A 13,262-nucleotide genomic window follows, 5' to 3' on the forward strand; every position below is an offset into this window, starting at 1 on the left:
TCGAGTTCCCAGGCCAACCTACAGAAGTCCATTGCCAAGTGACAACCCGTGGAGCTTGGGATGGATTCAAAATATATGATGTCTTGATTACATGCCCCTTTGCCAAAACAGTTGTCAGTAGCAAAACCATTTTATGGGACCGGTGCACATTTGGCTCCACATGGAATCCTTTTGGCAATCAGAATGGAGATGGTTTTGGAGACTGTTCCTTTGGTTCTGCAACTCCACTTCGATTTTGTACAACAGAGGATGGATATGATGCAGTGACAAATCCAAATGCGTGTAATAATGGCAGTAATGCATTGCCGGTGGCAAAAGGAGCAGTCTACCATTCTTGTCAGAGCCAAAACCAAACGAAAATCTACCAAAGAGAAAACTGGCGGATCCCATTATTTACAGAGATGTTCTCTGTCATTCGTTGTAGTGAAACGAATAGTGGTGTCATCACAGGCGAAGACGGTTGCACTGCCGTTGGAGATGAAACAAAATACGCTGGTGCCACTGCCGATCCAATTTTATTTCCCAATGCGGTCGCAGATCACTATTGGGGGCCACAGACTTTCCCTGCTGGTGGCGATATTCAAGTGACTACCGTCAATTTTGGTCCAGGGAATGAAGCTTATTTGAATAAAGACTTACCTGCATACGTACGTTGTGTATCAGATTTGTAACTCCCGTTTAAAAGTCAGTGTCATTTGTACATTCGTGGGATAGGGATGTATGTTTGTTAGTTGATCTATGCAATCAATTTATGCTCGGATCACAAACAAAGCAAGTGTGGCAAATAGATTGGGAAATAATTTAATTTGTCTCGTTCGATTGAAAAATGCTTTATGTAAAATTTTAATGCGTTCAAATTCACAGAAATCTTCAAAATCTTTTCCAGATAGATAATGTAAGTTGGGTGTGTCATACCAATGGAACGGCATAAGGTCAGTCACTGGCGTTTTGCCACTGAGAAGGATTGAGGTTCGGATTTGCCAATGAGAAAAATTGGGAAATACGATGATCACCTGTTTGCCAATTCGCAAACATTCTTTTATGATATCACCAGGGTTTAAGGTTTGTTGGATTGTTTGGTTTAAAATGACAAAATCAAAACTGTGATCCAAATGGTGTTTCAAACCATCGTCAATATCCCCATGGTGGACATATAAACTTTTTTTCACACATTGGATGATACATTTGTCATCTTTTTCAATTCCTTGGACTCGAACTCCCTTGTTTTTTAAAATTAACATGAGTTCACCGTATCCACAACCTAAATCTAAAACTCTTTCTCCTGGTTTGATAAGATTGGCTATGTAAGAAATATCAGGTCTGTTTTTTAAATCCAAACCAAGTGTTTCGTTTGTATGGATGTTCAAAAGAAACCTCCATCTTCTGTTGCACTTAAAAAATCTCTTAAAATCGAATCTTGTTCTTCACTAGGCAACAAAAAACTATCGTGACCTGCAGGGTTATTTAATTCAATAAAACTCACAGGCACCGCATTCACTTCTAACGATTTTACAATTTCTTCGGATTGGTAAGGGGGGTACAACCAGTCTGATGTGTAAGCAATTACAAGAAAACGACACCTAACCTTCGCTAAAACTTTGGTTAGTTCTTTACCAGTTCCCAAACTAAAATGATCTAGGGCCTTTGTTACATAGATATAGGAATTGGCATCAAATCGATCCACAAAGGATTCACCTTGGTAAATTAAATAACTTCCAACCGCAAAGTCTGTAGATTGGATATTTCCTTTCGGAGGTTTACGACCAAATTTCTCTCGCATCATTTCATCACTTAAATAAGTGATGTGACCCATCATACGAGCAAGTGCCAAACCTTTTGCAGGTCGTTTGTCTTGGGTATACAATCCTTGGTTCCAATTGGGATCAGATAAAATGGCTTGTCTTCCCACTTCGTTGAAAGCAATTTGTTGGGCAGAGTGTTCGGAAGAGGATGCCATTACGATACAATTTTTCAATCGATCTGGATAGGCAACTGACCATTGTAAGGCTTGCATTCCACCCATCGAACCACCTGCCACGGCAAATAGTTTATGGATTCCAAAATGACGAATGAGTTTCTCTTGTGCATTCACCATGTCTCCAATCGAGACAAAGGGGAAAGTGGATTGGAAAGGTTTTCCAGTTTTGCCATTGGTACTCAAAGGCCCACTTGAACCCTTACAACCGCCTATGACATTTGAGGAAATGATAAAGTATCGATTGGTATCAAACGCCTTTCCTGGACCAATGTAATAATCCCACCAACCAGGGCGTTTGTCACCTTCGTGAAAACCAGCTGCGTGTGCATCTCCTGAAAGAGCATGGCAAACCAAAATGGCATTGTCTTTTTTTTCATTGAGAGTGCCGTAAGTTTCATAGGCAATCTCAAGAGGAGTGATGGTCTCACCCCCCTCAAGTGTTAAGGAGTCAAAGGTAACAACTTTTGTCTGTACGACACCTACGGATCCGTGAAAAAATTCATTTGTGTCGGAGGTAGGCATAGTCTTTATCAGATATTTTTTAAAGCCTCTTCTAAGTCTACTAGAATGTCATCTAGGTTTTCCAATCCCACGCTGAGTCGGACAAATCCAGGAGTCACCCCTGCTGAAATTTGTTCCTCACCCGTTAACTGTTGGTGAGTGGTAGAAGCAGGATGGATCGCAAGGGATTTCGCATCACCTATGTTAGCAAGTAAACTAAAGAGTTCGAGTCCATCAATGAACTTCTTAGCTTTCTCTACTCCGCCTTTGATCTCAAAACCAACAATGGCTCCAAAAAGTCCTCTTTCATGGTATTTTTTTGCAGTTGCATAGTTTTTGTCAGAAGGGAGCCCTGGGTAGTTGACCCATTCAACCTTTGGGTGTTTTTGTAAAAATTCAGCAACTTTTAATGCATTATGGGAATGTCTTTCCATTCTTAGAGGGAGTGTTTCCACACCTTGTAAAATTTGCCATGCATTGAAAGGAGAAATCGCAGGGCCTAAGTCACGTAAACCTTGCACTCTTGCCTTTAAGATAAATGCAATATTCACTCCGCCAAATGGTTCAAACTTTCCAAACACGTCCCAGAATTTTAGTCCATGGTAGGATGGGTCTGGTTCTGTAAAATTTTTGAATTTTCCATTCCCCCAATTGAAACTTCCACCATCAATGATGATACCACCGATGGAAGTACCGTGACCACCCAAAAATTTGGTTAACGAATGTACTACGATATCAGCACCATGTTTCAATGGATTCACCAAATAAGGGGATGGCATAGTGTTATCAATCACGAGTGGGACTCCCACTTCTTTGGCAACCTTACTCACAGCTGCGATATCCAATGTGTCTAGTTTTGGATTTCCGAGAGTTTCCGCATAAAACGCACGGGTTTTATCATTGGAAGCTTTTTTAAAATTTTCTGGATTGGAAGGATCTACAAAATGAACTTTGATCCCCAATTTTGGAAATGTATAGTGGAGTAAATTGTAAGTTCCACCGTATAACGATGATGATGCGACGATTTCTTGTCCTGCTTCCACGATATTGAGAAGGGCTAACATTTCGGCACTTTGTCCAGAAGCAGTTGCAAGCGCTGCAACACCTCCTTCAAGGGCTGCCACACGTTTTTCTAGAACATCGGTGGTTGGATTCATGAGTCTTGTGTAAATATTTCCAAACTCTTGCAGCCCAAATAACCTTGCGGCATGGTCGGTATCTTTGAAAACATAAGATGTCGTTTGGTAAAGTGGCACAGCACGAGATGTGGTCGTAGGATCTGGCTCTTGGCCTCCGTGGAGTGCGATGGTTTCTGGTTTGTATTGACGTGGCATAGATTCCCCCAATGGTATCGCCTAGTATTCGATTGCTTTCTAGTTTGTCAATAAAATCTCCAATAAAATAGAATTAATTTCTGTTTTATTGGACGCCTTGCATCCAAGATTATTTCTTATTTTCAAGGGAAAACCTTACGATAATGAACGTATCGTGGGCTTATCTCGTCAGCAATTCTGCCTTCTATTTGTTTTTTTCTGCCTTGTGGCTCACCTCGATGCACAAGTATGGGTGCCCACAGGTACGGAATCGAGACGATCCTCGGCGCTACAGTTTGATGCCGGCGGATCCAGTTTCCAAAAGGATTATTATGGATACATTTCTCCCAATTTTACATACAACCATGGGAGCCAGTTTGGGTATTCCTTCTCGCTCCCCATCAATGTCCTTGCGGTAGACAAAGAACCCATCCAATTGGAGAGTAAGGCCGGAAAAATTCGAGAGATGGATTACAATAGTCGTAATGATTATGCTCGGGTCCTGAATTATATATCCTATGGGACCTATAACCAACAAGTTCCTGGAAAAGTAACTTACTCAGCTTATACAGGTAAGATGGTAGATGGCTACATCGGCCATGGAACAATCGTTAACAAATACCAAAGTTCTTCCAGGTTTGATGCGTACAATCCTGGCGTGATGGCAGACTTAAATACTGACTATGGTGGGGTACAATACTTTGCCAACTCAGTAGTCAATTTTGAAGTGAATGCCGCAAGGGTGTACATCAAACCTCTTGCCATCGGCCGTTCTCTGTATTCATTGTTTGATAAATCATCCGATTTGGTGTATTTGATGAACCTTCGGGGGAATGTATTAGATGAATCGGGTCGCTTAAGTGTGGAAGAAGAAGCAGGTTCTGAAGAAATCCAAAAGAAAAAAGCAGAAGAACTTCGCAAAAAAGAAATTCGTCCAGTTAGCAAAGATTCCAGAATGGAACTTGTTGACAATGACCCATGGTACAACCGTTTAACGATTGGTTATACACAAGCTTGGGATAGACAGGCTCCTGTACAAATGGCTTATAATACAAACGGATCTCCCGTAACGGAAAAAAAATTAGACAATCCAAAAACAACCGAAGTCACTCGAGCATCCATTGAGGGGATGGACATTGAATACCGTCTCCTAAACTTACCCTTTGTGGAATTTACCCCGTATGTGGATTTTAACAAAATCAAAGGATTGGACGGTGCCCAAGGTGCGCATTATGGAAGTATCTTTCGATTGGGAACAAAAGACCTCAATGTAATTTTAAAACCAGAATTTCGGCAGATGACGGCAAACTATGCACCTATGTACTTCGATAGTTTTTATGAAGTGGAACGCTTCCAAAAATTTCCAGTATCAGCCCCCATCCGCCCAAAATATGATTATTTAGAAAACCAATCCAACGCAAAAGTCACAGGTTATTACCATACCATTTACATCAACTTTTACCATTTGGGATTTGAATTTGCATTAGAAGATTATGGAATTAAGGGTAATAAACGGGTGTTTGCAGCTGCTTATATACCGCTCGGTTCTTCCTTTCTTATGTCCTTTTATTATACTAAAAAAGGTTTTGATTCACAGGGAAAAGCCTTTGATCTCGATAACAACACACAAGCTGCTGCTGAAATCTCAAAAGCATTTGGTCCTATTGTCCTAAGGCTACAAAACTACAGAAAGTATTACTTAGATGCAAGTGAAAAGTCCTTTCTAAGCATTGATGAAATTCGATTCCTTGTCTCTGGTGGGATCAGCTTTTAAACAAAAGGTAAAGGAGTGACGAAAACGCAAACTCAGTCCTTAAGTTGATGTTTCCTAAACTTGTTTGATTCAAATTATGTTCTTTAAAAAATAAATGGTCAGATTCTTTCCATCCTGATTCTGGCCCAAACACAAAGAGTGTTTCTTTCAATCCAAAATCTTTCTGATTGGAATTTGGAAATCCATTCTTTCCCTCACGGTCCATAATTTGGACAGGTCCCTTCCAAGAAGTTAAAAACTGTTTCCAGTTTTCTTTTTGTCCTAAGTGGACAGAAGGCATTTGGCTATTTCCTGTTTGGCTAAGACCCGTTAACACCAATTCCTTCCAATCCTTAGAATAGACAGGTGAGGTCCAATATTCTTTGTTTTTGGATTCCGTGGCAAAGAAATGCAGGGAAGTGATCCCATATGCGCCCGCTAGGTGGAGGATTTTTTTTGCTGTTTGTGGCCTTGGCAGCGAAAATAAACAGTGGATGGGAAGAGGCTCCAATACTCTGGGAAGGTTTTCCTCTGCTTTTAAAATTGTTTCCTGATTGGAAATGCCTTCCACTTGGTAACGAAAGTTTCCAATCCCCGGTACAACAACTAACACAGATTCAGAGGCTTTCTTTTTTAAAATCGATACAATGTGATGATGGCGTAAACCTGTAATGTGCACAGATTGTTCGGAAGAGATTTCCGAAGCTTCGATGACAATCCAGTTCAATCTTTAAATCTCAAAACCAGGTGATTTTGGTTCTTGAGGTGGTTGGTTTTCTCCTTCGCCCGGGGAAGCTGGCATTCTTTCATCTGGCGGCAGAAAATCAAAAGGAGTGTTGCCAAAATTTGGTTCTCCTTCGATCACGGGTGCAGAATTGGAAGGTGTGAGTTTAGGATCTTTTGCAAGCGACCACTTCCAAAGATAAAGAAAGAAAATTGAAAAAAGTAAGATCGGGATCCAAGGGATTTCTTTTTTACGATTCCCTTGTTTGGATTTTAGATAATCGATGGGAGCATAAAGAAGATCCAACATTAGATCTTTGTAATTTTGAAATGTTGGTTTGAATTGAAAGGAGGGAATTTCCGTTTCGTTTTTACCAAAACCGGTTTCGGTTTCCATTTCAGGATCAAAGGTAAAACGGTGAGAACAAACTGGACATTGTACCAAAATGGTTCCCTGGGTATCAGGGAACCGTAACATCGTGGAACAATTCGGACATTGTTTTACGTGATTCAATTAAGAACCTGTATGTATGTTCTTAGTATTTCAAAGAACCTTTCAATGCTTCTACGTTTTTCTTATAATGTTTGTTAGAATCACGGTCATTATAATCAAAGATTTTTGTGAATAATTTATCAAAATAATCTAAGTTTTTAAAGTAGAATTGTTTTTTGAAATTGTTTCGAATTGGGTTCGACTTTGTGTTTTCAACATTTGCTAAAATGTATTTTCCAACACCTTTTTCAGAAGGAGTTTCTGGTGTTCCCCATACCGGATAATCATCGTGTTGGTAGAAGAGTTCAATTTTATCGTTGTGTGCAGGATCTCCGTTTGGAGCCACATCAACTATCACAGAGATGATTTTATCTTCTAAAAGAAAATTATTTTGGTAGATGTAAGTTCTAACTTTCGTTAAGTTACGCGGTTGTTCTTTCCTTGGATCTGGATCTGCGTTGTTTGCGCCTTCATAAAAGAGTTCCATTTTCTTGAATTTAGCACCTAAGTTTCTGGAAGACTTACCATCTTCACTTCCAACGAAATCAAACACCTCAAGGTGCAAACAAGTGTTATCTTGTGCTTCTTGTTTGTCCGCAGCTTCGCAACGTTCTCCATCAGCACTTGGTTTTCCTTTGTAAAGAACCGTTTTATGCGGAAGTGTACGAACTTTCATTTTGAATAAAACTGTGTGAAGGCGAAGGCGTTTGTTCACTTCAGAAATATTGTCATCGAGTTCTTTTTCTGTATCTGCCATCGACTTACCTGATTGCGAAGGATCGATTCCAGCAGAAGTAGAACCTGTTTCTGAGCTACCAGTTTGAGCGAAAACCCCAATGCTAAGTAGAAAAATGGGGAGAATTAATTTTATTTTCATGTCCGAATCATCCTAAAAGGTTAATTTGAGGATACCAAGGAACGTCCCATGGGCGTAAACAAATATCCTGTATTCAGTATCGGTAAAATACTGAAGAAGATTGAAGCCGAATCTCTCTCTTTTTAGTGTTTCCATCCAAAATCTGGAAAGGAATCCAAATAAAATTGGATGGGGGGGGCTGTCAACTGCTCCAATTGGGACCAATTTTTCGTGATCCACCTTCTTTCTACATAGTCACAATAGTCCTTCAAATTCCGTCCAGAGGCATTGGAAAGTAAATCCGCAAGTGTTTCCCTTTCCTTTTGCTCCAATTGTTTCGCATATCCTTCCAAAATTTTGGCTCTTTCCTCCCGATTGGGCAGAGGAAATCGGATTTTTCTGTCAAAACGGGAGAGGAGGGCCGAATCCAGATCATCTTTCCGATTTGTGGCTCCTATGGTAATGGTCCCTGTTTTTTCCGCAAATCCATCTAGTTTTCGTAGTAAAACACTTAGGAGGTTTCTCGTTGCCTCAAAAAGTCCATCGTCTCTAGAGGTAGCAAGGGAATCGATTTCATCCAAAAATAACATACATTTAGGAAAGAGGGCGGCAGCATCAAAGACCATGGCTAGGTTTTGAGAAGATTCACCGTAGTACTTACTCAAAATGGATTCGATTGGGACGTAAACCATCGGAACCCCACAAAGATGCGAAACAATTTTGGCCATACTTGTTTTCCCCACTCCTGGTTCCCCTTCAAACAAAACTGCTCGTGGCAAGTTTCCTGTCGGTTTTTGACGGGTGAGTTTGGTAATTTCTAAAAATGGTTCCGGGCGGCGGAGAGGGAAAACCAAACTTTCCAAGATTTGTTCTTTAACCGCATCATAACCAAACACAGAATCAAAACCAAGTTCATTCCCTTTTGCTTTTTCCAGAATGGGGTCATACACCTCCACTCCCAGTGGTTCCAAAATACTCCTTGGGTCTTTTGTTGTCCCACCTTCTAAAGTTAAGAACTGGAATAGATGTAGGGTAGTTTGGACTTCTTTTGTGGAAAAGTCTCCTAATTTCGAACATTCTACTTTCAAATCTGATTTAAAGGAAAACCGAATCCGAAACCGAGAGGATAAATTTTTTTGTGGTTCAAATAGATTTTCACCTAAGGATTGTAAGTTGAGGTAACCTTCCTCAAAATTGTAAATGCGAAAGTTTTCGATATAATTTCGAACAATGCCAAGACTATCCAGGATTTTGTCTTTCCCCACAGAATTTTGCCGGAATCGAAAGATGGTTTCCTCTTTTTCTTGAACAAATTGGTAGTTTGCCTGTTTGAGTTCTGTGGCAAAGAGTTCCTTGGCCTTAAAAAAATCCAGTTGGGAAGGAGAATTGGACATAAAGAACAAAATAGGGAAGATTGTCTTTTTTTTCAAGGAAGGATTTTGATTTCCTCCGACGAATACATTGTAGAGGTTGTAGGAATATGGGTGAAGGTTCACTATCACAAGAAGATATAGACGCGCTACTCGGTGGATTTAGTGGCGGAAGCACTCCTGCAGGTGGTGGCTCTGGCGGAGGTGGTGGTGGACTCGATGACCTCGACGCACTCGTTGGAGGGGGCGGTGGTGATGACAATGGCCCATCCTTTGCTGACATTGCGGCAGCCCTCGGACCAAGTGCCACTCCAACACCTACAAGAGCACAGTCCAAATCGCAGTCTAGTTCTGGGAATAATACGGCAAACCTCAATTTATTACTGGATGTCACCTTACAACTGACCATCGAACTGGGAAGAACCACCATGTTCATCAAAGATGTTTTGCAACTCACAGAAGGGACAGTTGTGGAGCTCGACAAAAATATTGGTGAAGAGTTAGATATTTTAGCAAATGGCAAACTAGTTGGACGTGGAAAACTCATTGTTTTAGATGATTATTACGGAGTCCAAATCACCCAAATTGTGGATCCGATGGAAAGATTAGGTGGGCCTGCCTTCTTGTAAAAGAGGGTTTTCCATTATATAGTAAGGCAAAATTCTTTGGAACCAATCAGTAATGAATACACAATGGAACGAATTACGAATCCATCGGAATCGTTACAAGAAGACCTTTGGCACCGTTTGCATGAGTATAGCGTTTCTAAGTTAGCTGATCAAAATTTAGAATCCAAAGAATTTTTTGCCATACTTGTGAAAGAAGGTGAAACTCTTGTGGCCGCATCCCTTTGTTATTTGTTTTTCAAAGGTTTGAACCTCCAACTCCTATGGGTAGCAGAAGGAAAACGAGGCCAAGACCTCGGTACAAAATTACTCAAACAAATCGAATCGGAAGCACTGGGTTTAGGGGCAACACTTGTCTTTGGGTATTCTTTTGGATTCCAAGCTCCAAAGTTTTACACCAAACTAGGGTATGAGGAGGTTGGAAAAATCCCAAATTACCCGGAAGGCCAAAATTGTTATTTTCTTTGTAAAAAATTGACAAACAATTCTCCTTGACTGATTCCAAACTCATTTTCCAATTGTCATTATGTTCACTCTAGCCATTGTGTAGACCGCCAAAACGGTGATCTTGTTTTGGATACCCCGCCTAAATTCAATTAGGAGGCGGCTATCTTCGCACAGGCGGTCTATCTCCCATTCATCCACTGTTTTGGTTCCTTTTTTTGTTTTGCCGCAAAAACTAGGTATGTCACGTAACAATGACCAAACGAATTTTCAAAAAATCTCTAAAAAACAACGTTTTGATGATGAAGACGAGGAAAGCTTTGTACCTTCTCTGAAACAAAAGTCACACCGCTACCGATCCGATACGGTTGAGTTCCGTTGTGTGGAATGCAAACAAATGGTTTTCCCTCCAGGTTTTGGAACTGACCAAAGGAATCATTGCCCCAATTGCCTTACAAGCCTGCATTTGGACAATACTCCTGGAGACAGGGCAGCTATCTGTGGGAGTAAAATGGAAGCGATTTCCATTTGGGTACGAAAAGGGGAATGGGTGATCTTACACCGTTGTAAGGGTTGTGGGGTCATCCATGCCAATCGGATTGGACCTGATGATAATGAAGCTTTGCTTCTTTCTTTAGCAGCCCAAGCCATGGCAAAACCAAGTTTTCGATTGTTTACAGAAAATCCGGTGGAAGGTCCACCGGATTGATTGAGAGATGCGTGAGGTTACGCTTTTGGTTTTTTAGCTTCTGTTAGGTTGGCAATGAGTGTTGGTAGGTTCATCACATCCGCAGGAATGAGAATCTCCGTACTTTCTTTTGCCACATGTAAGAAGTTTTGGATGAAAGCCTTTGTGATTTGGAGTTTGATTGCAGAAGCCCCACCTTGGTCGGAGATTGCTCCTGCAATGGCTTCAATCCCTTTTGCGGTTGCAACGGCAAGTGCTTCGATCTCAGTTGCTTTTCCTTCAGCTGAGTTGATCCTCCTTTGTTTTTCTCCTTCCGATTTGTTTACAGCTTCTTCTTTGAAACCAAGGGAACGGTTGATCCTAGCATCTCTTTCCCCTTCGGATAAAAGGACTTGGGACCTTTTTGCAATTTGTGCCTTTTTTTCTTTTTCCATGGCATCTAACACGGATTTAGGTGGAACGATATTTAATATTTCATATCGATTCACTTTTATCCCCCAAGGTTCGGATGCTTGGTCAATGGCTGCAACGATAGTTGAATTGATTAAATCCTTTTCTCCAATGGTTTTGTCAAGTTCCATCGTTCCAATCACAGATCGCATTGTTGTTTGAGCCAATTGGATTGCTGCAAATTGAAAGTCTTCAATACCATAGGATGCACGAACTGGATCGATGATTTTTAAATAAATCACACCATCTACCTTCACTTGAACGTTATCATGGGTGATACAGATTTGAGGTTGTACATCGATTGATTGTTCTTTTAGCGTATGGTAATAGGCATCTCGATCAATGAACGGGATCAGGATATGAAATCCAGCTCGCAGTGACCTTGAATACTTTCCAAGCCTTTCGACAATGAGAACATCTTGTGCAGGAATGATTCGTATGCACCGAAAGATTTTATAAATCAAATAGATGGCAACTAAGGACCAAAAGCCTAAGTATACAAATTCCATATTATTCTCCTACCTGAGGGATTTTGGTTGTGATTTTTGAGAGCCCTTCAAAGACCCCACCGATATTGGCTAAGGTTTCGGGAACGACAGTTGTTTTGGATGTTTTCAAAATTTGGCCCAGTGCATCCAAATACTCTTGTGTGATTTGTAAACTCACAGCTTCTTTTCCCCCTTTTTTACTGATGGCTTCTGAAATGAGTTGTAGGCCTTTTGCCGTTGCATTGGAAATGAGTGTGATTTCTTGGGCACGACCGTCTGCTTCATTCACCAATCTGATTTTTTCCCCTTCGGAGATATTGATGGATTCTTGTCTTTCTCCAACGGAATGATTGACTCGTGATTCTTTTTCCCCTTGGGAAATGGTGATCTCAGCCCGGCGTTCCCGTTCCGATTTCATTTGGTTTTCCATCTCAATTAAAATTTGTTTTGGTGGAGTGATGTTACGAATTTCATAACGAGTGACTTTGATGCCCCAAGGGTCTGTGGCGCGGTCGATATTGGAAACCACTCGGCCATTGATCTCATCACGTTCTGATAAAAGGTTATCAAAGATTAGTTTTCCGATTTCTGAACGGAGCGTAGTTTGTGCAAGTTGGGTTGTGGCCAACATAAAGTTATCAATCCCATAAGATGCTTTTTCACCATCGATGACCTTCAAATACAAAACCCCATCCACTTCCACTGAAACGTTGTCTTTTGTGATACAAACCTGTGGATCGATATCGATGGTTTGTTCTTTTAGGTTTTGCCTATAACGGATTTGGTCTACGAACGGGATCATAAAATAGAACCCTGATTTCAAAACTCCATTCAAAACACCTAATCTTTCTTTGATATAAACACTTTGTTCTGGTACGATGATGATTGTCTTTTTGATGATATAAACGACGACCAAAAAAACAACGATGACGGTTGCGCCCATTGTTTCCTCCTTTGTGACTTGAAGACCGTACATGGACTTTCAAAAGAGAAAAGGGTTTTTTTATTTTGTCTGAAAAAAAATGAATGAATGGCTTACGAATCTACTTTTTCAACTGTGAATGTCAAATTTTCGCGGGATAAAATCCTAACATAGTCCCCTTTCGGAATTTTGGAATCTTTTGAAATAGCATCCCACAAAGTGCCTTGGAATTTTATTTTTCCACCATGACGACCAACTAAAATATCAATCTCCACAGGGACGATTTGATTGAGGTAATCTTCCTTGATGAAAGGATCCACACTTGATTCTGATTTAAAAAATTTTTTGATGAGAGAACCACCAAGTACAATAGAAACAAAACTTGCGACCACCCAAACGATCACTTCCGTATAAAATTCCATGGGAACGAGCCGCGAAAGGATACCGGTAAAGATAGCACCGATCCCTAAAAACATCACAAAGGTCCCAGGCAAAAGAAATTCTGAAAATAATAGGACAATTCCAATCAAAATCCAAAGATAAGGTGTGTTAGCGAAAATGGTATCCAATGGGAACCTCTAGGAAAGTAGACCGTTCCAACCGCCTAAAGGCAAGAAAAATAATACTTTGAATCAAGGGATAGGAAAAAGAACCTGT

15 protein-coding genes are annotated in these 13,262 nt (G+C 40.6%); 5 read left to right on the top strand and 10 right to left on the bottom strand.

Features of this window, described 5'->3' with window-relative positions:
- Positions 1-38 precede the first annotated feature (38 nt).
- Entirely contained in the window at positions 39-671 is a 633-nt protein-coding gene (locus LEP1GSC202_RS20145) for an Lcl domain-containing protein (protein WP_015675755.1), read from the top strand.
- Between the two features lie 78 nt (positions 672-749).
- Here the strand turns inward: LEP1GSC202_RS20145 and metW are convergent, their stop codons facing one another.
- From metW to LEP1GSC202_RS01575, 3 genes are read right to left on the bottom strand one after another with little or no spacing between them, the layout of a single operon-like run.
- The gene (gene metW, locus LEP1GSC202_RS01565; protein ID WP_015675880.1) at positions 750-1,367 is read right to left on the bottom strand and encodes a methionine biosynthesis protein MetW; all 618 of its coding nucleotides are present in this window, start codon (positions 1,365-1,367) and stop codon (positions 750-752) included.
- Positions 1,364-2,500: a homoserine O-acetyltransferase MetX gene (gene metX / locus LEP1GSC202_RS01570; RefSeq protein ID WP_015675973.1), complete on the bottom strand. Its 1,137-nt coding sequence runs from the start codon at positions 2,498-2,500 to the stop codon at positions 1,364-1,366. Before metX ends, metW begins: the two co-directional genes overlap by 4 nt.
- 8 nt (positions 2,501-2,508) lie before the next feature.
- Complete coding sequence (locus tag LEP1GSC202_RS01575; protein ID WP_039927827.1) at positions 2,509-3,813, bottom strand: O-acetylhomoserine aminocarboxypropyltransferase/cysteine synthase family protein; 1,305 nt, start codon at positions 3,811-3,813, stop codon at positions 2,509-2,511.
- Positions 3,814-4,045: 232 nt separating this feature from the next.
- On the opposite strand from LEP1GSC202_RS01575, the gene LEP1GSC202_RS01580 reads away from it, so the two are divergent.
- Positions 4,046-5,566, top strand: a complete 1,521-nt coding sequence (locus LEP1GSC202_RS01580) for a hypothetical protein (protein WP_015675831.1) — start codon at positions 4,046-4,048, stop codon at positions 5,564-5,566.
- On the opposite strand, the gene LEP1GSC202_RS01585 is transcribed toward LEP1GSC202_RS01580, so the two are convergent.
- The 4 genes from LEP1GSC202_RS01585 to LEP1GSC202_RS01600 form a co-directional block, all read right to left on the bottom strand.
- Complete coding sequence (locus LEP1GSC202_RS01585; RefSeq protein ID WP_015675974.1) at positions 5,556-6,272, bottom strand: RsmE family RNA methyltransferase; 717 nt, start codon at positions 6,270-6,272, stop codon at positions 5,556-5,558. The two genes, LEP1GSC202_RS01580 and LEP1GSC202_RS01585, sit on opposite strands and share 11 nt — an antisense overlap.
- A gap of 3 nt (positions 6,273-6,275) precedes the next feature.
- Positions 6,276-6,746: a hypothetical protein gene (locus LEP1GSC202_RS01590; protein ID WP_015675822.1), complete on the bottom strand. Its 471-nt coding sequence runs from the start codon at positions 6,744-6,746 to the stop codon at positions 6,276-6,278.
- Between the two features lie 58 nt (positions 6,747-6,804).
- On the bottom strand, positions 6,805-7,638 hold the full coding sequence (gene fcpB, locus LEP1GSC202_RS01595; protein ID WP_015676000.1) for a flagellar-coiling protein FcpB: 834 nt from the start codon (positions 7,636-7,638) through the stop codon (positions 6,805-6,807).
- A gap of 122 nt (positions 7,639-7,760) precedes the next feature.
- The gene (locus LEP1GSC202_RS01600) at positions 7,761-9,047 is read right to left on the bottom strand and encodes an AAA family ATPase (RefSeq protein ID WP_015675992.1); all 1,287 of its coding nucleotides are present in this window, start codon (positions 9,045-9,047) and stop codon (positions 7,761-7,763) included.
- A gap of 50 nt (positions 9,048-9,097) precedes the next feature.
- Between LEP1GSC202_RS01600 and fliN the strand changes: the two genes are divergently transcribed.
- The 3 genes from fliN to LEP1GSC202_RS01615 all read left to right on the top strand — a co-directional run bounded on the left by fliN (position 9,098) and on the right by LEP1GSC202_RS01615 (position 10,766).
- Positions 9,098-9,616 (top strand): flagellar motor switch protein FliN, encoded by a 519-nt coding sequence (fliN, locus tag LEP1GSC202_RS01605; RefSeq protein ID WP_015675803.1) that lies wholly within the window; start codon positions 9,098-9,100, stop codon positions 9,614-9,616.
- Between the two features lie 63 nt (positions 9,617-9,679).
- On the top strand, positions 9,680-10,108 hold the full coding sequence (locus tag LEP1GSC202_RS01610; protein WP_244147607.1) for a GNAT family N-acetyltransferase: 429 nt from the start codon (positions 9,680-9,682) through the stop codon (positions 10,106-10,108).
- A 190-nt stretch (positions 10,109-10,298) separates the two neighbouring features.
- A complete protein-coding gene (locus LEP1GSC202_RS01615; RefSeq protein WP_208597375.1) occupies positions 10,299-10,766 on the top strand; it encodes an RNHCP domain-containing protein in 468 nt (155 codons plus the stop codon).
- A gap of 17 nt (positions 10,767-10,783) precedes the next feature.
- Here LEP1GSC202_RS01615 and LEP1GSC202_RS01620 read toward each other — a convergent pair whose 3' ends face one another.
- The 3 genes from LEP1GSC202_RS01620 to LEP1GSC202_RS01630 all read right to left on the bottom strand — a co-directional run bounded on the left by LEP1GSC202_RS01620 (position 10,784) and on the right by LEP1GSC202_RS01630 (position 13,174).
- Entirely contained in the window at positions 10,784-11,704 is a 921-nt protein-coding gene (locus LEP1GSC202_RS01620) for an SPFH domain-containing protein (RefSeq protein ID WP_015675774.1), read from the bottom strand.
- Position 11,705: 1 nt separating this feature from the next.
- A complete protein-coding gene (locus LEP1GSC202_RS01625; protein WP_039927886.1) occupies positions 11,706-12,626 on the bottom strand; it encodes an SPFH domain-containing protein in 921 nt (306 codons plus the stop codon).
- 92 nt (positions 12,627-12,718) lie between these two features.
- Positions 12,719-13,174 (bottom strand): NfeD family protein, encoded by a 456-nt coding sequence (locus tag LEP1GSC202_RS01630; protein ID WP_015675810.1) that lies wholly within the window; start codon positions 13,172-13,174, stop codon positions 12,719-12,721.
- Positions 13,175-13,262: the final 88 nt, after the last annotated feature.

The organism is Leptospira yanagawae serovar Saopaulo str. Sao Paulo = ATCC 700523 (assembly GCF_000332475.2).
Taxonomy (GTDB): Bacteria; Spirochaetota; Leptospiria; order Leptospirales; family Leptospiraceae; genus Leptospira_A; species Leptospira_A yanagawae.